The organism is uncultured Granulicatella sp. (assembly GCF_963516875.1).
Lineage (GTDB): Bacteria > Bacillota > Bacilli > Lactobacillales > Aerococcaceae > Granulicatella.
Genome location: NZ_CAUQCL010000009.1, coordinates 16,181 through 39,827 on the forward strand (window position 1 = coordinate 16,181; position 23,647 = coordinate 39,827).

Genomic DNA, 23,647 nt, shown 5'->3' on the forward strand with positions numbered 1-23,647 from the left:
TCCTATTACTGACTAATAATTTTTGAAAGTAAATCTGGGTCAAATTGATTTTGACGAATCATTTGAATTTCATATAAATATGGGGCTTTTTGATTTTTCTTATCTTCCCCAACATAAGGAGTTTCTAAAATTTTAGGAATATTTTTAAATTTTTCTTCTGATACTACTTGCATTAGAGCATCAAAACCAATTTCACCAAATCCAAAGTTTGCATGTCGGTCTTTTTGAGCTCCGCAGACATTTTTAGAATCATTGATATGCAATACTTTTAAGCGATCTAATCCAATTACTTTATCAAATTCCGTCATTACACCAGAAAAATCTTCTTTTAAGTTGTACCCTGCATCATGAATATGACAAGTATCTAATGTCACAGATAAACGGTCATTATGAGTAACACCATCAATCATGCGTGCAATTTCTTCAAAACTACGACCTAATTCAGTCCCCTTCCCTGCCATTGTTTCAAGTGCAATTTGAACTTTTTGATTTTTATCAAGGACTTCATTTAATCCTTTTACAATTTGTGCAATACCTACATCGACTCCTGCTCCTACATGAGAACCTGGATGAAGGACCACTTGTTTAGCACCAATAGCTTCTGCACGACGAATTTCTTCTCTTAAAAATTCAATCGCAAAATCTAAATACCCTTCTTTTGTTGTATTGGCTAAATTAATAATATAAGGTGCATGCACCACTACTTCTTCAATTCCATTTGCTTGCATAAATGCTTGTCCTTGAGAAATCATTAATTCTTCAATCGGTTTTCTTCGTGTATTTTGTGGTGCTCCTGTATACACCATCATCGTATTTGCTTGATAACTTGCTGCTTCTTTTGCAGATAATAACATCATTTCTTTTCCACTCATGGAAACATGAGATCCTAATAACATCTATCTTCCTCCTTGTTAAAATCACTTTTTATTTTACGTGACAAATCAAGATTCAGCAAGCATTAACCCTTTTATTAAATTTCCATCAGATCCTGAACATTAAAGCCTTACCTTTTGCTTTTCAAACACTTTCATAATTGGTATAATAAGAAATATATAAGATTAAAATAGGATTATAAAAGGAGCGCCTATGAAAAACGTTAACTCTATTATTCGAAATAAAAACGTTCAATATTTCATCACTTTTAGTGCTTTCCTTCTTGCCTTTGGTTTTTCGATTATTCCAATATTAGATGCGAGTCCTTCTCCAATTTCATCGCAACTTCAATCAACGGTTTCTTCGAATGATACTCATGAAGATGAAGCTCAAAATAATGAAAAACTTGACAAGTCTCTAGTGGCTCAAGTAGCTGCTGTAGAAAGTGACACTTCTGTCAAATTATATCAAGAACCAAATACTCAACAATTTCCAATTGCGGAAGTTAAAAAAGGAGAATTTGTTCTAGTATTAAAAAAAGTGAATGATGAATGGTTTCAAATTCAATTTCATCAACAAGTTGCTTGGATGCCTACAAAAGATGTCCTCTTAACACATTTAATGATTGGGCACTCAAGCGGTGCTGTCTCTTTGTATAAAGAAGCAAATAATCAATCACAAGTGATTACTTCCATTCCATATGGACAATTATTTTATTTATTAGATGATCAACAATCAAACTTTTCTAAAGTATCCTATAATGGACAAGAAGGTTATGTTGACAATAATCAATTAAACTATGCAGTCGACCATATGAATGAATTGTATAAATTACAAGCAGGATTACCTCAGACATTAGATGCTAAAAAGATGATTTCAACAAAATTAAAAGAAACACCTTTATATGAAACTGCTGATGCATTTTCAAAACGTGTTAGTACTGTAAATGCAGGAACAATCTTTAATTATGAAGATCGTGAAAATGATTTTTATAAAGTAACTATTGGGAATAGTAAAAAAGCGTATATCCCTTATTGGTTAGTGAATGCAAACTTTGCTACGATAGAATCAGATTCTCAAATTCCACAAGGAATTGAGCATGCAAAAATTGTCATTGACCCAGGTCATGGTGGAGATGATCCAGGTGCTGTTGTTACTTTTAGTGAGAAACATGAAGCTGATCATACCTTAACAACTGCCCTATTATTGAAAAAAGAATTAGAAAATTTAGGGGCAACTGTTATTTTAACTCGCGAATCTGATAAGAGTGTTAGCTTAGAAAATCGTGCTCAATTGAGTAATCGAGAAAAAGCGAATGCCTTCATTAGTTTACACTTTGATTCCGGTCCAAATTCGAATGCATCAGGAACAACGGGATATTACTTTGCATCAACAAGTGAAAACTTAGGACAAACCGTTAATAAATATATTGCACGTAATTTAACATTGAAGAGCCAAGGAACAAAATTCCAAAACTTCTTAGTATTACGTGAAAATAAACAACCTTCTATTCTGTTAGAATTAGGTTATTTAAATAATCCGGATGACAATAAATTAATTGAGTCAACGGAATATCAAGAAAATATTGCAAAAAGTATCGCAAGTGCTTTGAAAGAATATTTCCAACAATAGAAAAAAGATACAGGCGAAAAAGCCTGTATCTTTTTTTATTAGAACAAATCATCCATCTCAACAGAGTTTTCTACTTCTTCTGCTACATAATTTGGAGTGATTTCTTCTACTACTGTATTTTCTACTGCTCGATTTACTAATTCTTCAATATTCAATCTTGCTTCGTATTCTCTTGCTTTTTCTAATTTTGGTTTTGTTTTTGGACTTGGTGGTGCAAAAACAGTACAACAATCTTCAAATGGTTGAATCGATAATTCAAATGTATCAATTTCTTGTGCGATTGCAATAATATCTAGTTTATCCATTGTAGCAACTGGTCGAATGATTGGTGTATTCGTTACATCATTAATCGCGATCATACTCTCTAATGTTTGAGAAGCTACTTGTCCTACTGATTCACCATTCGCAATGGCTAAGCCATGATTTTTCTCACGTAGTTGATCTGTAATTCTTAACATCATTCTACGCATTACTGTCATCAAGTAATTTTCAGGGACAGCTTTTTTAATTTCTTCTTGAATTTCTGTAAATGGTACTGTGAAGAATTGTAGACTTCCCCCATAGATTGCTACTTTAGCAGCTAGTTGTTTTGTTTTTACTAATGCTTGAGGACTTGTATAAGGCGGACTAGCAAAATGCACACATTGTACTTCCATACCTCTCTTCATTGCTAGATAAGCGGCAACTGGAGAATCAATTCCTCCTGATAACATTAACGATACTCTACCACTTGTTCCAACAGGTAACCCTCCGGCACCTTGAATTGTTTGTAAACTCACCATAATATGTTGACGACGTACATCTACACGAACCGTAATATCTGGTTGTTTTAATTGTACACGAATTTCAGGATATGCTTCTAATACTGCATCTCCTAAAAATAAATTAATGTCATTCGTATCCATCACAAATTCATGGTCACTACGTTTTGTAGCAATTTTAAAAGTTTTTCCGTTAGGATTTTCTTTTCCAACTAAGTCCAATACGACTTCTTTCACTTTCTCCATGTCTTTTTCTAAAATATAAACAGGAGAAAATGACTGAATACCGAAAATTGGTTTTAATAATGGAATAATCTCTTCTTGAGGAACTCCATTTAAGTCTAAATACATAAAATCATAATCTGGAAAAACTCGAACTTGAGGGTAATTCATCAATGCTTTTTTAATATTATTGGCTAATTTTTGCGTAAACATTTTTTTATTACGACCCTTAGTCGATAATTCACCATATCTTACTAATAATCTAACTTTCACTTTTTCACTCCTTTATTTTAAAAATTCAAATTTTTTCATTAATTTTTCTAATACTTCTACAAATTGTTTTGCTTCATCCATTGTGTTCAAATATGAAAAACTTGCACGAACTGCACTTGTTGCCCAATAATCTGGAACATTCATCGCAGCTAAGGTACTAGAACTATCTGATTTTTTACTTGAACAAGCAGAAGTGGTTGAAATATAAATCTCTTCCTCTTCAAAAGCATGAACTAGCACTTCTCCACGAACTCCTTTTAAAGCAAAACATAGAATATGATCCACTCCCTCTTTTGGAGAGAAAATTTTTATTTGCGGTTGTTGATCTAAGAAATTCCACAAATAGTCTCTAATTTCCTTCATTGGATGTGGAGCTTCTAAATACATACGCATTGCTTTAGCAGTAGCAACAATTCCAGGTAAATTCTCAGTTGTGCTACGTTCAGTCTTTTCTTGACCTCCACCTGTTAATAACGACTGAATTTTTCTTCCAGCTTTTTTATAAAGTATTCCAACTCCACGTGGTCCATGGAATTTATGAGCAGATAAACTTAATAAGTCAATTCGTCCAAGAGCTAATAAATCTGGAACTTGTTCTAAAGCTTGAACCGCATCAACATGAAAATGAACCCATGGATATTGTTCAAGAATACGAGAAATCTCTGCAATATTTTGACTCACGCCAATTTCGTTATTGACTGCCATTACAGAAACTAAAATTGTTTCTTTTTTTAGCATGGATTCTAATTGTTCTAATGAAATTTCACCTTTGTCATTGACATCTAAATAACTGATTTCAAATCCTAATTGAGCTAATTGTTTCACCGTATTTAAAACGGAAGGATGTTCAATTTTTGTCGTAATAATATGATTTCCAAACACTCTTTTTTCCAGTGCCGTTCCTTTAATCGCCCAGTTATTACTTTCTGTTCCACCAGAAGTAAAATAAATCTCTTCTGTTTTAGCACCTAAAAGAGTCGCAATATGTTCTCTTGCTTTTTCTAATACTTGAAAGGCTTGTCCTCCAAGTCGATGTAAGCTTGAAGGATTTCCCCAAAAACGCTCGCTTGTTTGAACATACGATTGTAATGCTTCTGGAGCAATTTTTGTTGTTGCTGAATTATCAAAATAAATCATGATATCTCCTTTTCTACATCTCATAACGGCAAAAGGAGCGAGCTCTTTATTTAAAAGAACCCCTCCTGCCATCAAATATATTTAAATTTTATTAGTTAGCTACAATGTTTACTAATTTCCCTGGAACTGCAATAACTTTACGAACTGTTTTGCCTTCAATTGCGGCTTTTACAGATTCATGATTTCTTGCAATTTCTTCCATTGATGCTGCATCACTATTTGCTGGAACCATTACACGAGCTTTAATTTTTCCATTTACTTGGAAGATAACTTCTACTTCATCTTCTACTAAGAATTTTTCATCGTAAGTTGGCCATGCAACATAGCTAATAGATTCAGTTGCGCCTAGTTTAGACCATAATTCTTCTCCTAAGTGTGGAGCGATTGGTGCTAATAATTGAACTAAACCTTTCATATACTGAACTGGAAGTGCTTCTGTTTTATACGCTTCATTTACAAAAATCATCATTTGAGAAATTGCTGTGTTAAAGCGTAATGCTTCATAATCTTCAGTAACTTTCTTAACTGTTTGGTGATAAATTTTATCTAATGAACCATCATTGAAAGTAGTAATACGGTCACGTAATTTACCTTCTTCATCGACTAGTAATCTCCAAACACGTTCTAAGAATTTACGGCTTCCTTCAAGACCTTTTTCACTCCAAGCAATTGAAGCATCCAATGGTCCCATAAACATTTCATATAAACGTAATGTATCTGCCCCATATTGACGAACAACATCATCTGGATTCACAACATTTCCTTTTGATTTAGACATTTTTTCATTACCTTCACCAAGAATCATTCCTTGGTTAAATAATTTTTGGAATGGTTCTTTATTCGGAACAACACCTAAATCGTATAATACTTTATACCAGAAACGAGCATATAATAAGTGTAACACTGCATGTTCAGCTCCACCGATATATAAATCAACTGGTAACCATTCTTTTAATTTTTCAGGATCTGCAATTTGTTCTTGATTATGCGGATCAATATAACGAACAAAATACCATGAACTTCCTGCCCATTGTGGCATTGTATTTGTTTCACGACGTCCTTTTAATCCTGTTTTCTCATCCGTAACATATAACCATTCTTCAATAGCTGCCAATGGAGATTCACCTGTACCACTTGGTTTAATTTTATCTGTTTTTGGTAATACTAATGGTAACTCTTCTTCAGGAACAGTTGTCATTGTACCATCTTCCCAATGAATGACAGGAATTGGTTCTCCCCAATAACGTTGACGAGAGAATAACCAGTCACGTAGACGGTAACTTACTTTTGCTTCTCCAACGCCTTGTTCTTTCAACCATTCATTCATTTTTTCAATTGCATCAGCTTTATTTAAGCCATCTAAAAATTCAGAATGAATATGAACGCCATCTCCAGTATAAGCTTCTTGAGTCACATCTCCACCTTCGATAACTGGAATAATGTCTAGACCAAATACTTTTGCAAATTCGTAGTCACGTTCGTCATGAGCAGGTACCGCCATAATTGCTCCTGTTCCATAACTCACTAATACATAGTCTGCAATCCAAATTGGAATTTCTTTTCCGTTAACAGGGTTAATCGCATAAGCTCCTGTAAATACCCCTGTTTTTTCTTTTGCTAATTCTGTACGTTCTAAATCTGATTTAGTAGAAACAGAAGCAATATAAGCATCCACTGCTTCTTTTTGTTCTGGAGTTACAATTTTTTGAACCAATTCATGTTCTGGAGCTAATACATTATAAGTTGCGCCAAATAATGTATCAGGACGAGTTGTAAATACTTCAAAACTTTCATCTGAACCTTTTACTTTAAACGTTACTTGTGCCCCTTTAGAACGACCAATCCAGTTTCTTTGCATATCTTTAATGCTTTCTGGCCAATCCAAATCATCCAAATCTTCTAATAAACGATCTGCATAAGCAGTAATTTTTAACATCCATTGTTTCATAGGTTTACGGTACACTGGATGTCCACCACGTTCTGATTTACCATCAATAACTTCTTCATTAGCTAATACTGTTCCTAAAGCAGGACACCAGTTAACCGGTACTTCTGCTTCATACGCTAAACCTTTTTCTACTAATTTTGTAAAAATCCATTGAGTCCATTTATAGTAATTTGGATCTGTTGTATTAATTTCTCGATCCCAGTCATAACTAAATCCTAATTCTTGAATTTGACGTTTGAAAGTTGCAATATTTTTCAATGTAAATTCAGCAGGGTCATTCCCTGTATCTAATGCATATTGTTCTGCAGGCAATCCAAATGCATCCCATCCCATTGGGTGTAATACATTATATCCTTGCGCACGTTTCATACGAGAAACAACGTCTGTTGCTGTATATCCTTCTGGATGCCCTACGTGTAAACCTTGTCCTGATGGATATGGGAACATATCTAATGCATAGAAGTTCTTTTTATTTTTATCTTCCGTAGTTTTAAATGTATGATTGTCTAACCAAAATTTTTGCCATTTTGGTTCGATTTCATGATGATTAAATGACATAATTTTCCCCTCTTTTCTGGAAATACCTAAAAAACGCCCTAATGTCTCTAAAGACAATAGGACGTTTCCACGTGGTACCACCTAATTTTATACTTAACATACTCTTAACGCGAGTGAAACGGAATTTCTTACTTCATTTCAGAAATTCAGCTAAAAGGCGAGTTCAAAACTTTTCATGATGCATTTTCACCAACCATGCACTCTCTACTACAATCCAAATTTCTACTATTCCTTTGTTTGCTAATATTTACTAGCATTATATCAATTTATTTTGAAACAATCAAGACTTGTCCTGGTTGGATAATGTTAGATGTTAATTGATTCAATGATTTTAATTCATCTAATGTTAATCCGTGATTTTTTGCAATTCGCCATAAACCATCACCGGGTTGAACGGTATATGTTGTTTCAGTACTTTCACTTGCTGTTTCTTCTGAAGAACTAGTTGACTCTTCTGCTTGTTCAGATGAAGGACTTGATCCATCAGAAACAATCAAACCTTGACCAGGGTGAATGATACTGTCGACACTTAAATTATTCCATTCTAATAAAGTCGATAAAGAAATTCCGTGATTATGCGCTATACGGTATAAAGAATCTCCACTATGAACATAATACATTTTTGCATTAGTTGAAGGAGTTGTTTCTTCTGGTGTAGCTACCTCTTCTTGACTCTCCTCAGCAGTTGATTCTGTACTTTCTGCAGCTGGAGCAGATTCACTATTTCCTGATAATGTTAACACTTGTCCTGGATAAATTGTCGAATTTAAACTTAATCTGTTTAAGCTTAATAAATCATCAATACTTGTTCCTGTTTTTCGAGCAATTGCATATAAGCCATCACCACTGACTACTGTATACGTTCCACCTGTTGATGTATGTTCTGAACTTGCTGCACTTTCTTCACTTGGTGTTTCTTGTGTTGAACTTGAACTTTCTTCTGTTGAAGTAGTTTCTTCATTTGCAGATGATTCACTACTTGCTGATAAGGTTAAGACTTGTCCTGGGTAAATGGTTGAATTTAAACTTAATCCATTTAAGCTTAATAAATCATCAATACTTGTCCCTGTTTTTCGAGCAATAGCGTATAAACCATCTCCACTTACGACTATATACGTTCCACCTGTTGAATTTTGTTTAGCACTTTCTGTAGTTTCTGCACTTGCCTTTTCTTCTTTAGGAGTACTTTCTTCTTGTTTTGTTTCAGTTGTTTCTGATTTGGAAGATAATGCTAACACTTGTCCAGGATGAATAATGGAGTTTAAATTTAATCCATTTAAGCTTAATAACTCTTGGATACTTGTTCCTGTTTTTCGAGCAATTGCATATAAACTATCCCCACTGACAACTGTATAACTATTTCCAGTTGTTATAGTTGTTTCATTACTTACAATTTCTTCCGCCATATTTACAGCAGTTTCTGTATCATATTTTGTTAAACCAAATTGTTCAATAATACGATTTAATTTTGAACCGTAAGCAGTATCCGTTGCATAACGACCAGTTAAATAAGCAGTAGCATCTTGATAACTATTCGTCTTACTCTTCCAAGCACCAGAATAAAATAATGGCGCACCAGAAATACCATTCACAATTTTATCGGCATAATCTTCTAATGATTCTTGATAAGAAGGATATTTTCTAAAATCTGCTTGAATACTGTAATAGTTTTGTCCACCACTATCTTCTAATGTTTGCATATTAACAGATTGTCCATTATAACTTCCTTTTACACCAAATAAATTATGGTTTGGTGCTTTCGATAAAGCACTTGTTCCCCAACCTGATTCAAGCGCAGCTTGAGCAATCATAACTGAAGCGTAAATATCCTTTCCTCTTGCAACATTTTGTGCCGCAGGAATAATATTTCGTAAAAATTGAGTAGCAGCAGTTGAAGCTTCTACTACAGTAAAATTTGCAGATAATAATTGATCAACAGGAGACACATATAACCCCACACAGGCTGTTGTCCCCATTACGATGAATGATCTTTTTAACGATTGATTCATCATTTGTACTTTTTGTGATTGTTTTTCTTTTTTGATTCTTAACAGTCTTGCATTTCTACTCTCTAACATTTCTCGATTCCTCCTACTTCATTCATTATCCATTATAGGAGAAACTTTTTTGATTCATAGGGGAACGTTGCACGAACACTGCATTCGTTGTATACTCTTAACAACCGTAAAGTTATTGTAATAAATGTTAAAGATTTGGTAAAGGAGTTCTACAAATGATTCAAAATGCCCAAAAATTCAGTCATTCCATGTTACAGGAATGTATCAGACCAGGAGATTGTGTAGTAGATGCAACAATGGGGAATGGAAATGACACGATTTTTCTTTCAAAACTGGTTCAATCAGAAGGAAAAGTCTTCGCTTTTGATGTTCAAGAAGCAGCACTAATCCGAACAACTGAAAAGATTCAAACATTAGATACAAAAGAAAATATTCAGCTCATTTGTAACTCTCATGCAAATTTATCTACTTATGTTCAACAACCTATTCAAGCTGCTATCTTTAATTTAGGATATTTACCTGGAAGTGATAAATCAATTATTACTACTCCCGACTCTACTATTCGTGCAATTGAATCCATGATGGAAATATTAAAAATTGGTGGTCGCATCGTATTAGTTTGTTATTGGGGACATGAAGGTGGAGATACAGAATTATCACAATTACAACAGTTTCTTCCGACATTAGATCAACATGAATGGACAGTATTACAATATCAATTTATAAACCAACAAAACCAACCACCCATTTGCTTTGTTATTGAGAGAAAAAGATAAAAAAGACTTTTGCCATCGTAAAAGTCTCCTTCAATTTATTCTTTATACTTTTAACTGATTCTGTAATGCTTGTGTAAGAACTTCTGAGTAATTAATACTTTGACGGTCTGCAAGTCTCACTAGCTACTCAGGTACTGTAACATTCTTTCGAATTGCCTTATTTTTTCTTATAAAGGGTGTTGGATCAGCAAGTATCATGCTAACAAATCCATTTTCTACTGTTAAAGTATTAATATCTGTTGGAATTGGTAACTCCTTTCCCTCATCAATATACAATGCTAACACACTCTGTAACATTTCTTTCGCATTTTTCATAGATTCTTCAAGAGAATCTCCCTGTGTTCCACCATGAAATCCAGGAAATTCTACCCAAAATCTACCATCATCTTCCTTATGAAATATTGCAGGATATGATTTCAACATACTTTCACCTCTACATCCTATTAAAAGTTAACCAGATTTCTATCTCATTACATTAAATATCATACGTATAAAACATATTTTGTCAAACGATTTAAATGCAATACAGTAAAAAGCCTAGTGCAGTTGTAATAACATCACCATTTGCACTAGACTAATATATACTTACTATTGATGAATCATTTGTTTTTTTACAAATTCTTGATAGTGAGGATGTGATTCCAATAATTCAGAATGAGTCCCTACTCCGGTAATCTTTCCATCTTCTAAGAAATAAATTTGAGTAGCGTCTTGAACCGTCGATAATCGATGAGCAATCATCACTTTTGTTAGATGACGATATTCCTGTTCTAGTGTTTGAATAATCTTATGCTCTAAAATACTATCCAATGAAGAAGTTGCTTCATCTAAGAAAATTAATTTTGGATTTCTTAGTAAAATACGAGCAAATGCCAATCGTTGTTGTTGCCCTCCTGAAAAATTATCCCCTAATTCTGATACATTTGTATGAATTCCTTGTGGTAATGCTGTTACAAAATCATAGATTTCCGCATCTTTCAAAGCTTGTTCGATAGCATCTTGGCTAACCGTTTCCTTCAATCCCCACGTTAAATTATCTAAAATTGTTCCTGCTAATAATGTTTCATTTTGTGCAAGATAGCCTATTTGATTTCTATATTCTTGTAAATTCACTCCACTTAAATCAATAGAATCAATGCAAACTTGTCCATTAGTTGGTTGTATCATTCCTAATAAAAGACTTAACAATGTACTCTTTCCTGCTCCTGATGGCCCAACAATCGCTACGGTTGAACCAGAATGAATTTCCATTGAAATATGATTTAATACTTCTGTTTCCTCATAATTAAATGAAACATCTGATAATTGAATGGTTGCATTTGATAAATCAACCACATCTCCAGTATTTTGTTGAGCTGTAATTGGTTTACGAATCAATTCTAATAAATCACTCATTGATCCTTGTAATTTAGATAATTCCCCTAAAAAACTACCGACAGAACTTGCAGGTGTTAATAACATAAAGATGTAAATTAAGAATGAAATAAATGTTCCAATCGTCATTTCACCACTAGAAAGTAATAAGCCACCAAATAGGAAAATGAAACTTAATACAATCGTTATAAAAAATAATGAAAAAGGCTGCATTAACGCTTCAAAAAATCCTAATTTTACAGATTGTTGATACAATTCTAAATATGACTCTTTCATCTTTTGTTTACTTTGATCTGTAGCATTATTCGCTAAAAAGAAGGTACGATTTCTAAAGTACTCTCCTAATTGTCCAATCACTTTAATCGTTACTTTTTGTTCAGATTGACTAATATTCGAAAGCACCTTACTCATTGGATTTAAGACTAAAAAGATTGAAGGAATTCCTAATATAATTACGACAGATAATTTCCAATTTAGAATAAATAGGAAGATTAAAATACCTACTATGGTTACAATACTTTGAATAAAAGTTGGCAATTGGAAAACGATAAAGTTTTTTAATTTTTTACTTACTTCAATAATTTCACCAGCTGATTCTCCACTTCTTTTTTGAGATTCTTGTTCGTTATAAAGAACACTCTCATAAGCTTTCATACGAAAATCAAGTACAATATTTTCCCCAATTTTTAACAATCCATAATGGGCACTGAATGATAATAATAACTGTACAAAGAGAAGTGCAACAATGAGCATAATATTTTGAAAAATATTTTTCCCATCTCCATTATCTAATAATGACTGTACTAAATAAGGAATTCCTAATGTTAGTAAACTCCCAAAAATACCAATCAACAACCATGGAATCATCTGTAGTTTCTTTTCCTTTGTTATTAAATCTTGCATTGTAATTCCTCCATTTCTTTTTCAAACCCAATAAATTTTCCTATAGAATATCACTTTTTCAATTTTTGTCAATTACTTTTTTAATTTTTACGTAATTTTTCTAATGTTTTTTTAATTTCGATGTATTTTACAATTAAAAACGTAAAAAAAGACTTTTGCAGTCGCAAAAGTCTTCGTTTCTTCATTAATCATGAATTTTCTTATTTTTCTCCATATTCGCTAGCATCAATTTTCGATACAAATGAATATTGATTTTCAGTGCTAATGCAGCAATTCTTCTTCCTTTTTGGAAAATAGTGTTTTTTGCAATCTTAAAAGCATGTTGTTTCAAATAGTTACGCATTCTTGGATAGTCTTCTAACGATTCAAAATTCTCTTCCACTAGCATTTTATCTAAAATATAAAAATGTGCGTATGATAATCGAAAGAATGCTTCTTCTTCCAATTTAGGGAATTGCTGTTTTACTAAATCATAAAATTGTTGATAAATCGTAATATATACTAAATCACGTTCACGATAAGGATTTGTCGTAATACTTTGTTGTCGATGATAATAATAATAATACGGTTTTGTATTCACGACATATTTTTTTGCAATTTGAACTAATTGATAGTGATAAAATGCATCTTCATAAATTTTTCCGACTGGAAATTCTATCTTGTCAGCAATCTCTTTTCGAATTAATTTATTACAAATCGTTCCAGGAACTTTTTGTCCAATTAAATATTCTCTTAAAAACTCTTCCTGATTTAATACTAAATACAAATCATCTCGATCACATTGAGGAGTTTGGTTTGTCGTATAAACATTCATGACATTACAACTTGAAACATCTGCATTTTCAGCAATGAGTTGCTGATATAGGCTTTCAATCATTTCTTCATGAATGTAATCATCTGAATCTACGAATATTACATACTCACCATTAGCATTCTTTTGTCCTTCATTTCTTGCTGAAGACAAACCTCCATTTTCTTTATGAATAACTGTTATTCGCTCATCTTGAATTGCTAATTCATCACAGAGATGTCCACTTGAATCGGTAGCACCATCATCGACTAATAAAATTTCTAAGTTAGAATAAGTTTGTGTTTGAATCGATTGTACACATTTTTCTAAATATTGTTCAACATTGTATACAGGAACAATGACACTAATTAATTCACTCATAGCTTATCCTCTCTTCAACACTTTATTTTTTACTGCATGAATCACTTCATAGAAAATTTCATCTTTGACAAGTGCTAATACAACTACATAATAAATGACGCAGCTAATAATCGTTACAAAAATATTGATGAGTAATGCCCCATTCACAACCATTTGAATAGGATGAATCCAAGAAATCAACCCATTAATAATGAAAAATCCTGATGAATAGAAAACGTATTTACCAGCATGAATAAACAGTCTTCTTAAATCAATTAATTGATTCTTATTAATTAATAAGATATCTAATGCAATGACTAGTAATTCAGCAATAATTGTTGTTAAAATATACCATTCTGGTTTTGTAATACCGACAGCAGCTAAAATAGAATTCAATACTAAGTTAAGTCCTCCACCAATAAAGTAGAACATCGTTAATTTATTTTCATAGCCTTGTACAAAAATAATTTGATTTTCTAAAATTAATGCCATTGCCCATGGAATAGAACGAAGAGCAAATAGGAATACACTAAAGCTAGCATCTAAATATTGCTCCCCTGCATATAATACAGTTGCATGACTTGCTAAAATAGCTAGTCCAAAATTTAAAGGCGTAATACAGAACATAAAAATTCTTCCGCCCTTATTAACTAAATCATCATAAGCTTTCTTATCATTAATTCCTAGATAATACCCCAGCCTTGGAATACTAACACTCACCGCTCCACTAATCACTCCAGAAATAGAGAATACTAATGTTTGAGCAATCGTATAATACGATACATATTCTGGTAATGCGATAGAAGAAAGGAACATTCTATCTAAATACGTATACAGCATACCTGCATTTGCTAATAAAAGGATAGCAATTAACGGTTGAATGACTGCTTTAACATCTTTCCATTGAACCCCAATAAAGTGGACTTCTTTTTTAATCCAGAAGAAACTTGCTAAATAATTTAACAGTGTCGCAATGGACATTAAAAAGGCATACGGCACAATATCATGCTCTGTTTTTACAAATGTAAAAATAGAAACAAGCATAAAGATTCGAATAAATAAAGTCTTATACAAAATAAATGTATAATTTTCAAAAGCTTCATTCATCCATTCAATATTTAAAAACTGTGCAAACACTTGTATCGCCATAATGTAATACAATATTTTTAATACGGGAGCACCTTCCATTTGGAAAGTAATAATAAAATAGACAATCGTTGTTATAACTGTACAAAATAAGGAAATATAAAAGAGTAACGAAAAGATTCGATTAATCTCTTGCTTATTTTCCTTCGCCTTACTAATCGCTCGAATTCCATAATTATAAATTCCTAACGTTGCAAAAGGGATAAATAATCCGATGAAAGTATTCGTAATATTAAAATACCCATACTCTGTTTTATTTAAAATTCTGGCAATATAGGGACCTGTAATTAGTGGAAAAACAATATTTAATACTCGCATTAAAAGATTTGCGATAGCATTTACTTTAATATTTTTCATAATTCACCTCATTTTACTGGAGATAGTATAGCAAATTCATGCAAAGATAGAAACAAATATTCTAGATATTAAACAATTCATAAGAATTAAGGAAAATTTTCCCTTACTCACCTTCTTTTACTACACTTTCATAGACATAAAAAGAAGGCTGGATAAACGTCCAACCTCTTCTTAGACTTAACTCCATTATTGTTCATCTTTACGATAAGCTTGTAATAGATGACTCTTATAATCAATTTCTTCTTGAGAAGGAACTGTCATATAGTCCCCATAAAATTGAGAAAGAAATACATCATATTCTTTTGGCACAGGAACCATCATATCTTCAAATGGTAATTCAATTAATTCTTCAAAAGTTCCACGAGGGAATACTTCTTTTCTACCATCTTTACCGCAACCAACAAGCCCTTCATATTGTCCATCTTCTTTGCGATATTTTTTAATTAAGGCATCGATACGATTTCCAAACCAACGTGGATTTACGATTCGTAGTGCATACCACATGATTTTACGGCAAATATCTTTTAACTGACTATCGCCATATTGGACATATTGTAATTTAATGTATGCAATCATTCGTAACGTTGCCATTAAATGAGCCTTGTCGATTAATGTCACATCATCATAACGTTCGATTGGGAAAACATCTACGAAGACACTTGTATCATGACGATCCACTTTAATATGATCTTCTACAACCGTACGTTCATCTGTCACTACTAAGAAGTTTTGGAAATACCAATCAGAAGTTTCCTTACTTAAAATTTTGTAATATGGATGTTGATCTTTTTCAACGGCTTGAATAAATTTATCATATTCAGATCGATACATAGAAATATCAATATCATCATCCCATGGAATAAATCCTTTATGACGAACAGCCCCTAATAATGTTCCATAACTTACAAAATATCGAATATCATTTTCCTTACAAATACGATCAATATATTTTAAAATGTCTAATTGTGTTTGCTTTAATTCTTCTTTTGTTAAATACTTTGGCATCATGCTACTCCTCTTCTTTTAAATAAACTTCCAATTCATGTGGATTGGTTTGTTTTTCAATTGGAGGTAATGTTAAATAATCTCCATAATATTGTGTTAATAATCGGTCATATTCTTTCGGAATCGGGAAGATATGTCCTTCAAATTCTCCATCCACCACTTCATCGAAAATCCCTGCTTCAAATACTTCTTTTTCTTTTAATTTAGAAGCTAATAAGCATTCATATTTTCCATTCGGTCTTGTATATTGTTGAATCACTTCTTCAATTTTATACGCAAATCTTCTTGGAGACACAGGTAATAATACAGTCCAGAAAAATGTACGAATGATATCTTTTATCAAACTATCTTTGTACACAATATTTTTGTGCTTACTGAATGATAATAATTTAAAACTTTCTAATTGATAAGTTTTATCTACTGCTTTTAAATCATCTATTCGATCATAAGGGAAAATATCGATAAAAATTCCACTCTTATAAGTTTTACGATTTCTCGTATCAGTAATAACAGTTTGGTTATCGACTACTTTGATAAAGTTATTAAAATACTCTTGGTTTGTCTCTAAAGATAAAATATCATATTGGTTTGACTTAAATTCACATTTAAAACGTTCATAATCTTTTCTTGGCATCATAATATCAATATCATCATCCCAAGGAATAAATCCTTTATGACGAATCGCACCAATTAATGTTCCATAATTAAGAAAATAATGAAGGTTTTCTTTTTTACAAAACTCATCCACTGCTAAAAGAATAGCTAATTCTCTTTGCTTAACTTCATCTATCGTTAATCTTTTCATTTAAAAATCCTCTTTTATTCAGATATTCCTTGATGATTATAGCACACCAGCGCAAAACAATAAATACACAAGGGATTATTTGAAAAAGTTACAGAAAAAAAGATTAATTTTAGAAAATTTTTCGTATATAATAAGTAAGGAGTAAATAAGCAATTTCAAGGAGGTGAGAAAAAATGCAACATACAACTCAGGGGTTAAAAGCAGCAGCTAAAATGTTAAACAATTTAACGGAAGAAGAAATTAGACTTGCAGAAGAAATTGAAAGAAGACAAAACGAATTTAATCAAGTATTAGAATTTTATTATGAAAATGGTCGTGAAGAAGGAATTGAAATCGGCGAAAAACAAGGGATAACAAAAGGACAACTCCTATTGTGCTTCAAATTAAACTTACCAATGGAAGAAATTCAAAAGCATACAGGATTATCGATTGAAGAAATTGAGGCCTTTAGAAAAGAAATGGAATAGTAGCAACATAAAAAGAGCCTTTCGTTTCTCTTCGAAAGGCTCTTTCAATTTATTTTCCTTTTACAATCGTTACGTCCGTATAAGCATCTACTTTAATAACACTTGCACTTGTTTCTTTTGTTTCAGGTTTTTCTGTTATTTTAGCACCATTATTTAACATAATGTCGTATTTCCCATCAAATGTTTGAGGAACATTCACTTTTACTTCCCCACTAACGGTATCTAAAAACACTTCATATGGGTCAGCATTTTTCGCTAATTCAACTGTAACTTTTAATGTATCTTTTCCAAATTGAGAAGTATATAATCTAAATCCATGTTTTGAAATTGGAATATATAATCCTTCCTCGTTTGATTTTGTGTCTTTAATCGTATTTACTGAAGTTTTAGAAATTTTTCCAGATACAGTTACTTTTGTTTGAGGATTAGAAGTTTCTATAATCGATAATTCCACATTTTGCTCTGTTCCATAAATTTCTACTTTTTGTTTCGCATTTTCTTGTAATTCCCAAGTCTGTGTAAAATCAAAATCTGTTTTTGCATTGCTATAAGTCATATAAAATCCAAAAGCTACAATGACTAGGAAAAAAACGATAAATGGTAAAATTTTCTTCATAAGCTTTCTCCTTATTTAAATTCTCGTTCATTAAATAAATAATAACTAAAAATAATGTATAAAACACTAAAAATAATTGCAATTATAACAGATGGTGTTAAAAAGTCTCCGCTACCTGTAATAGCCTTTAATTGGTTGAAGAGTAAAAAGTGTTCCAACAATTCAGGGTCGATAACATTTGCCATCGAAAAACTCATTAAATTATCAAATAAAATGACAATCACTACATAAATTAACTGCGCATAACTGACCTTATCGACATAGTTAAAAATGAAAATAGACAGGAACATAATACATAAAAAATAAGGATATTGGTACACTGCTATATTCCACACTGTCGATAAAGAAGCACTATCTGCAAAAATCCCTCTAAATACAGCTACAGATAAATAACCTACAAATAAATGGATGGTTGAATATAAAACTGTCGTCACAACTTTATAAATGAATAAAGACAACCGATTTTTAGATTTAATAATCTGTGTATTAATCGTTCTAGATACAAAATCTTCTCCCCAAACGAATAAATCTACTGCGATGAAAAATAATGGGAGAAAAGCTGTTGAAGTCGATAAAGTCATAATAACACCAATGTCACCACTCTTTTCTCTCATTACAAATGTAAACAAGAACTCTAATAAGACACATAGTAAAATTGAAATCGAAAAGATTCTTTCTTTTCTAATTTTATAAATATCCGCTTTAAAATTTGACATCATTGCTCTTACCTTCCTTCAACCAAATTAAAATAATATTCTTCAAAAGAAACTTGTTCTTTATAAATTTCAAAAATTTCAATCTGATTTTTTCTTAATACATCAATCATCTGATTAATCGTCAGTGTTGTATTTGTCACTTCAATTTTGTCAGATAAAAGAGTACAGTCACAATCATTTGCTGTTAAAATTTCAATCGCTGTATCATTTGTTGCTGTTGAAACGATAACTTTCTTTGCTAATGAAGATAAGATTGTTGATTTTGAGTCTTCCTGAATAACTTTTCCTTTACTCATAATGACATAATCATCAGCAATAAGATCCAATTCAGATAAAATATGACTGGAAATTAAAATCGTAATATTAAAATCATTTTTTAACGTTGCTAAAATATCACGAATATCTTTAATTCCTTTTGGATCTAATCCATTAATTGGTTCATCTAAAATTAATAATTTTGGTGAATCAATAATGGCTAACCCTATCGCTAATCGTTGTCTCATCCCTAGAGAAAAATCTTTGGCTTTTTTCTTTGAATCCACATTGGCTAACCCTACTAAGTTTAATACTTCCTCTATTTTTTCATGAGAAGGCGTTTCTCCACAAAGTAATAATTGATACTGTAAATTATCATATGCCGAAAGATTCAAATGAAGAGCTGGTGATTCAACGATTGAACTCAATTTACATCCTTTTAGTCCAATAATTTCCCCAGAATCTTGTTTAATTAATCCTGAAATAATACGAATTAACGTTGTTTTTCCTGCACCATTTTCACCAATGAGCCCACAAATTCTACCTTCATGAATACTGAAGGATACATTATCTAAGGCATGATGTTTTGCATATCGTTTATGAATATTTTTCACTTCGATTAAAGGTTGACTCATATATTTACCTCGTTATATTAGAAATTTAATACTATAAAAGTAATAATATCATATATTATGATTATTACAAGAGCAAAATTTGTAAAATAAGCGAAAAGAGACAATAGAAATCATCCTACTGTCTCGTAACTTTTATATCATTTTATTAATTCCAAACATTCTTCTAACTTCATACCCAAAGCATTATACACAACTCTCTGAAAATCCTTTTTTCCTTTATCCCTAGATAAAATAAAATCAACTTCTATTTCACTCTGTAATTGATAACCTTTTAGTACCGTTTGGGGCTTTGTTAGCTTTGTATTTGTAAAGCCGATGGTACACACTCTCTCTGCAGCCGCAAAAGAACAGGAAATTCTATTTTTATGAAACCTTTCTTCCACAACAATAGCTTCTGATAAAAATATTTTAATAGCATTCTCTAAAACACTGATTTTCCTACGAATAGAACCTTTCTGACTCTTTCCGCCTAATTCAAAATCTGTAATTTTTATAGTCTTTTGATAACATTTTTCAAAAAAAGTTTTGGCTTCTAAACTTGTCTGAACTCCTGTCAAATGCAAAAAATTATCCTCAAAAGCAGAAACTATATAATATTTTCGATATCTAAAATTTCTAGAGAAAATAAGGTAATCTTTCTGAACTAACAGCTCATAATATAACACTGCACAGTCCATCAACTTTAATTGTACGCTTTCTTTAAATGATTGTTCTACCATCGTCTACCTCAAAAAAGGAGGATGAAAAATCAACCTCCTTTGGTTTTTCACAGTTTCCTTCTGCACTGGATATGGGTTTTCAGTCTCCATTCCGACCTCTGGAAGTAGGTTTAACGTCTCTACTCCGACTCAATAAAAGTATACAAAATTATCATTCAAATGCCAAGTAAAAAGAATAACATTCAGAACAGTAGCGTCCTTTGCTACCTTCGAAAAGTCTATTCTTTTTCTGCATGAGTCTTCCCTTGTGCTTTTGCTTGAGATTCACTCATTTCAACTACTTTTTCTTTGTTCGTTTTTGCAGGCATACGATTTTTATCGTACCAATAAACTGTTGCTTTTCCTTCATTAGCAACGTAAACTGTACGGTCATTTTTACTCTTAGATTCAGACCGAGTTTTTTCTTGTTTCTCACTTTGAATACTCGCTTCTGCCAAGCCAGTTTGATAATCCAATGTTCCATTTGGTGCATCATTATTCAAAATAACTCGTGTAGTTCCATCTTCATTCACTTCTTCAAGAGAAGTATTAAATTGAATTGGAATCAATCTTCCATTGGCAGAAATTCCTGCATATTGCAACTCTACTTGGCGTGGAATTAATTCTGAATCTGTATAAAGTGGTGTTACACGATAATCAAGCCATGCATTTTTATTTTGTTTTAACCATGCTGCTAATTTTTCTTCATAAAATAACATTGCTACAGGATTTTTTTCATCCGTACCTGTCATACTTCCCGTGTTTAAATAAGCAGTCATCGGAGTTAAATTTCTCAACTCATCATTTAATCCACTAAATTGATATCCGACTAAATGTCCACGATTCATAAACCATGCTTCTTTTCCTGAATAATCTACTGGGAATTTAAAGTTATGCCAACCAACTGGATCAACATTAATTTTGCTTTCTCTTTGTTCTGTTGGCTTGTCATCATATCGTAATTGAATATGTGACTGAGTTGAGCGTTTATAAGAATCCAATTCTCCTAATACTAATTGTTTTGCTCGTTTAAATGGTAATAGAGATTCAGGTAAATTTTGTGATTGCTCAACCTGAGCAGTTGTCTTATTGGTTCCTTCTTGCTTCTCTTTTTGAGTATTCGATGAACAAGCAACGAATGTTAACGAGGTCATCCATAAAAGAAAAAGTTTAAAGAAGCGATTTTTCATATCATTCTCCTTTTATTTTCATTCCTACCAACGAATTGGAGTTTGTCCTTGTTGAATTAAAATGTCATTCACTTTACTAAATGGTTTACTTCCAAAAAATCCTCGGTAAGCCGATAATGGACTTGGATGCGGAGCTTTTAAAATAACATGATTCGGATTTGTAATTAGTTTTTCCTTATCCTGAGCTGGTTTACCCCAAAGGATGAAAATCACTGGATGCTTCAATTCATTTAAAGACTCAATAAGATGATTGGTTAATGTTTCCCATCCCATTCCTTTATGACTATTCGCATTTCCTTCTTCTACTGTTAAAACGGTATTTAGCAATAATACTCCTTGTTTTGCCCAATGAGATAAATCCCCTTCTGTTGGAAGCTCTCCCCCGATATCCTTTTGTAATTCTTTATAAATATTTCTGAGGGATGGAGGAAGTGGAATCCCTTTTTGAACAGAAAAGCTTAATCCATGCGCTTGACCAAATCCATGATAAGGATCTTGTCCTAAAATGACGACTTTCACCGATTCAAATGGCGTAAGTTCTAGAGCATTAAAAACATTCTTTTCTTCAGGAAATACTCTGACTTCTGCTCTTCTTTTTTGAACAAAAGTTTGTAACTCCTGATAATAGTCTTTTTGCATTTCTTCTGCTAAAATTTCATTCCAAGTCGTCATCATTCATCCTCTATTTTTTGATAAATTTCAAATGTATGTGGATAAATATTTTTTTCATCCACTGTTCCATCCATACTTTTGACTTTTACAAATTTTTCCCATGGGAAATCTTGTGGAAAATAAGTATCACCATCAAATTGCTCATGAATTTTTGTGCAATAAAGTGTATTCACTTGATGTTTTAAAGAATCAAATAATACAGCTCCACCAATAATGTATATATCTTCATGTTTGGCATCTTCGATTAACGTTTCAACATCCGTAATCACTTCTGCTCCATTAGCCTCATAATCCTCAATATTGGAAACAACAATACTATGTCTTCTTGGTAACAATCTCTTTCCCATACCTTCAAATGTATTGCGCCCCATTACAATCGTTTGATCTAAAGTTACTTCTTTAAAAAATTTCCAATCATTTGGTAAATGCCATGGTAAAACTCCTTTTTTACCAATCACACCATTTTCATCTTGTGCCCAAATATAAATTAACATGCAATTTCCTCCTTTAAACTAAACAGCAATCGGTGCTTTAATCGTTGGATGACATTCATATCCTTCTAATACAACATCTGCAGCTTCTAAATCATATAATGATTTTTCAGGATGTTTTAACACTAATTGAGGTAACTCATATGTTTCACGACTTAATTGAAGATCCACTTGTTCTAAGTGATTTAAATACAAATGGGCATCTCCTAAAGTATGAACAAACTCTCCAACTTCTAATCCTACTTCATTAGCAATCAAATGCGTTAATAATGCATAACTTGCAATATTAAATGGCACACCTAAAAAGACATCTGCACTACGTTGATATAATTGACAGCTTAACTTACCATCTGCCACATAAAATTGAAACATTGTGTGACATGGAGGTAATGCCATACTAGGAACATCTTCTGGATTCCATGCAGATACTAATAATCTTCTTGAATCAGGAGATGTCTTCAACATTTCAATCACTTGCGCTAATTGGTCAATTGTTTCTCCTTGAGTCGTTTTCCAATGTCTCCATTGAGAACCATAAATATTTCCTAATTCTCCATATTTTGCAGCAAAGTCGTCCTCATTTAAAATTCTTTGGCAAAATGTTTCTAATTCTTTTTCATATACTTCTTTAAAAACTGGATCTTGTAAACTTCTACGACCAAAATCTGTCATATCTTCTCCAGTATAATCAGGAGATTCTACATAACGTTTAAAAGCCCACTCATCCCAAATATGATTATTATGTTGTAATAAATAACGGATATTTGTATCTCCTTTAATAAACCATAATAACTCACTTTTAATGAGTCCAAATGGAACTCTTTTAGTCGTTAAAATTGGAAATCCCTTTGATAAATCAAATCGCATTTGATAGCCAAAAATACTTTTTGTTCCTGTACCTGTACGGTCTGATTTTTCGATTCCTTCTTGCTTAATTTTTTCTAATAATTCTAAATACTGTTTCATCTG

21 protein-coding genes, 1 pseudogene and 1 other annotated feature are annotated in these 23,647 nt (G+C 32.1%); of the genes and pseudogenes, 3 read left to right on the forward strand and 19 right to left on the reverse strand.

Annotated elements, in window-relative coordinates:
• Nucleotides 1-5: 5 nt before the first annotated feature.
• On the reverse strand, nucleotides 6-896 hold the full coding sequence (locus RWM24_RS04855) for a deoxyribonuclease IV (protein WP_314112110.1): 891 nt from the start codon (nucleotides 894-896) through the stop codon (nucleotides 6-8).
• Between the two features lie 190 nt (nucleotides 897-1,086).
• Here RWM24_RS04855 and RWM24_RS04860 point away from each other — a divergent pair, with 190 nt between their 5' ends.
• Nucleotides 1,087-2,505, forward strand: a complete 1,419-nt coding sequence (locus RWM24_RS04860) for an N-acetylmuramoyl-L-alanine amidase (RefSeq protein WP_314112111.1) — start codon at nucleotides 1,087-1,089, stop codon at nucleotides 2,503-2,505.
• Between the two features lie 38 nt (nucleotides 2,506-2,543).
• Here the strand turns inward: RWM24_RS04860 and thiI are convergent, their stop codons facing one another.
• From thiI to RWM24_RS04880, 4 genes are all read right to left on the reverse strand, one after another.
• On the reverse strand, nucleotides 2,544-3,761 hold the full coding sequence (thiI, locus tag RWM24_RS04865; protein ID WP_314112113.1) for a tRNA uracil 4-sulfurtransferase ThiI: 1,218 nt from the start codon (nucleotides 3,759-3,761) through the stop codon (nucleotides 2,544-2,546).
• A 12-nt stretch (nucleotides 3,762-3,773) separates the two neighbouring features.
• Nucleotides 3,774-4,898 (reverse strand): cysteine desulfurase family protein, encoded by a 1,125-nt coding sequence (locus RWM24_RS04870; RefSeq protein WP_314112115.1) that lies wholly within the window; start codon nucleotides 4,896-4,898, stop codon nucleotides 3,774-3,776.
• A gap of 91 nt (nucleotides 4,899-4,989) precedes the next feature.
• Nucleotides 4,990-7,404, reverse strand: coding sequence for a leucine--tRNA ligase (leuS, locus tag RWM24_RS04875; RefSeq protein ID WP_314112116.1), 2,415 nt, complete (start codon nucleotides 7,402-7,404; stop codon nucleotides 4,990-4,992).
• Between the two features lie 54 nt (nucleotides 7,405-7,458).
• Nucleotides 7,459-7,651: a binding site (T-box leader), on the reverse strand.
• Nucleotides 7,652-7,670: 19 nt separating this feature from the next.
• On the reverse strand, nucleotides 7,671-9,482 hold the full coding sequence (locus RWM24_RS04880; protein WP_314112118.1) for a LysM peptidoglycan-binding domain-containing protein: 1,812 nt from the start codon (nucleotides 9,480-9,482) through the stop codon (nucleotides 7,671-7,673).
• Nucleotides 9,483-9,637: 155 nt separating this feature from the next.
• Between RWM24_RS04880 and RWM24_RS04885 the strand changes: the two genes are divergently transcribed.
• Nucleotides 9,638-10,198 (forward strand): class I SAM-dependent methyltransferase, encoded by a 561-nt coding sequence (locus RWM24_RS04885; RefSeq protein ID WP_314112120.1) that lies wholly within the window; start codon nucleotides 9,638-9,640, stop codon nucleotides 10,196-10,198.
• 42 nt (nucleotides 10,199-10,240) lie between these two features.
• On the opposite strand, the pseudogene RWM24_RS04890 reads toward RWM24_RS04885, so the two are convergent.
• From RWM24_RS04890 to RWM24_RS04915, 6 genes and pseudogenes are all read right to left on the reverse strand, one after another.
• Nucleotides 10,241-10,621: pseudogene (locus tag RWM24_RS04890) on the reverse strand (type II toxin-antitoxin system HicB family antitoxin).
• Nucleotides 10,622-10,786: 165 nt separating this feature from the next.
• Nucleotides 10,787-12,475 carry an ABC transporter ATP-binding protein gene (locus tag RWM24_RS04895; protein ID WP_314112122.1) on the reverse strand — a complete coding sequence of 563 codons (1,689 nt, stop codon included), beginning with the start codon at nucleotides 12,473-12,475 and terminating at the stop codon, nucleotides 10,787-10,789.
• Nucleotides 12,476-12,659: 184 nt separating this feature from the next.
• Nucleotides 12,660-13,646: a glycosyltransferase family 2 protein gene (locus RWM24_RS04900; protein ID WP_314112124.1), complete on the reverse strand. Its 987-nt coding sequence runs from the start codon at nucleotides 13,644-13,646 to the stop codon at nucleotides 12,660-12,662.
• A gap of 3 nt (nucleotides 13,647-13,649) precedes the next feature.
• Complete coding sequence (locus tag RWM24_RS04905; protein ID WP_314112126.1) at nucleotides 13,650-15,128, reverse strand: oligosaccharide flippase family protein; 1,479 nt, start codon at nucleotides 15,126-15,128, stop codon at nucleotides 13,650-13,652.
• Between the two features lie 186 nt (nucleotides 15,129-15,314).
• Nucleotides 15,315-16,133, reverse strand: coding sequence for a LicD family protein (locus tag RWM24_RS04910; protein WP_314112185.1), 819 nt, complete (start codon nucleotides 16,131-16,133; stop codon nucleotides 15,315-15,317).
• A gap of 4 nt (nucleotides 16,134-16,137) precedes the next feature.
• Entirely contained in the window at nucleotides 16,138-16,938 is an 801-nt protein-coding gene (locus tag RWM24_RS04915; RefSeq protein ID WP_314112128.1) for a LicD family protein, read from the reverse strand.
• Nucleotides 16,939-17,111: 173 nt separating this feature from the next.
• On the opposite strand from RWM24_RS04915, the gene RWM24_RS04920 reads away from it, so the two are divergent.
• Complete coding sequence (locus tag RWM24_RS04920) at nucleotides 17,112-17,405, forward strand: hypothetical protein (RefSeq protein ID WP_314112130.1); 294 nt, start codon at nucleotides 17,112-17,114, stop codon at nucleotides 17,403-17,405.
• 49 nt (nucleotides 17,406-17,454) lie between these two features.
• Here the strand turns inward: RWM24_RS04920 and RWM24_RS04925 are convergent, their stop codons facing one another.
• The 8 genes from RWM24_RS04925 to RWM24_RS04960 all read right to left on the reverse strand — a co-directional run bounded on the left by RWM24_RS04925 (nucleotide 17,455) and on the right by RWM24_RS04960 (nucleotide 23,644).
• Nucleotides 17,455-18,021 (reverse strand): hypothetical protein, encoded by a 567-nt coding sequence (locus RWM24_RS04925; protein WP_314112132.1) that lies wholly within the window; start codon nucleotides 18,019-18,021, stop codon nucleotides 17,455-17,457.
• An 11-nt stretch (nucleotides 18,022-18,032) separates the two neighbouring features.
• Complete coding sequence (locus RWM24_RS04930; protein ID WP_314112134.1) at nucleotides 18,033-18,740, reverse strand: hypothetical protein; 708 nt, start codon at nucleotides 18,738-18,740, stop codon at nucleotides 18,033-18,035.
• Between the two features lie 5 nt (nucleotides 18,741-18,745).
• Complete coding sequence (locus RWM24_RS04935) at nucleotides 18,746-19,627, reverse strand: ATP-binding cassette domain-containing protein (protein WP_314112136.1); 882 nt, start codon at nucleotides 19,625-19,627, stop codon at nucleotides 18,746-18,748.
• A 137-nt stretch (nucleotides 19,628-19,764) separates the two neighbouring features.
• The gene (locus RWM24_RS04940) at nucleotides 19,765-20,346 is read right to left on the reverse strand and encodes a PBECR4 domain-containing protein (protein ID WP_314112138.1); all 582 of its coding nucleotides are present in this window, start codon (nucleotides 20,344-20,346) and stop codon (nucleotides 19,765-19,767) included.
• 218 nt (nucleotides 20,347-20,564) lie between these two features.
• Nucleotides 20,565-21,515: a DNA/RNA non-specific endonuclease gene (locus RWM24_RS04945; protein ID WP_314112140.1), complete on the reverse strand. Its 951-nt coding sequence runs from the start codon at nucleotides 21,513-21,515 to the stop codon at nucleotides 20,565-20,567.
• Nucleotides 21,516-21,539: 24 nt separating this feature from the next.
• Entirely contained in the window at nucleotides 21,540-22,190 is a 651-nt protein-coding gene (locus RWM24_RS04950) for a uracil-DNA glycosylase (protein ID WP_314112142.1), read from the reverse strand.
• Complete coding sequence (locus tag RWM24_RS04955) at nucleotides 22,187-22,681, reverse strand: dihydrofolate reductase (RefSeq protein WP_314112144.1); 495 nt, start codon at nucleotides 22,679-22,681, stop codon at nucleotides 22,187-22,189. Before RWM24_RS04955 ends, RWM24_RS04950 begins: the two co-directional genes overlap by 4 nt.
• 18 nt (nucleotides 22,682-22,699) lie before the next feature.
• Entirely contained in the window at nucleotides 22,700-23,644 is a 945-nt protein-coding gene (locus RWM24_RS04960) for a thymidylate synthase (RefSeq protein WP_314112146.1), read from the reverse strand.
• Nucleotides 23,645-23,647: the final 3 nt, after the last annotated feature.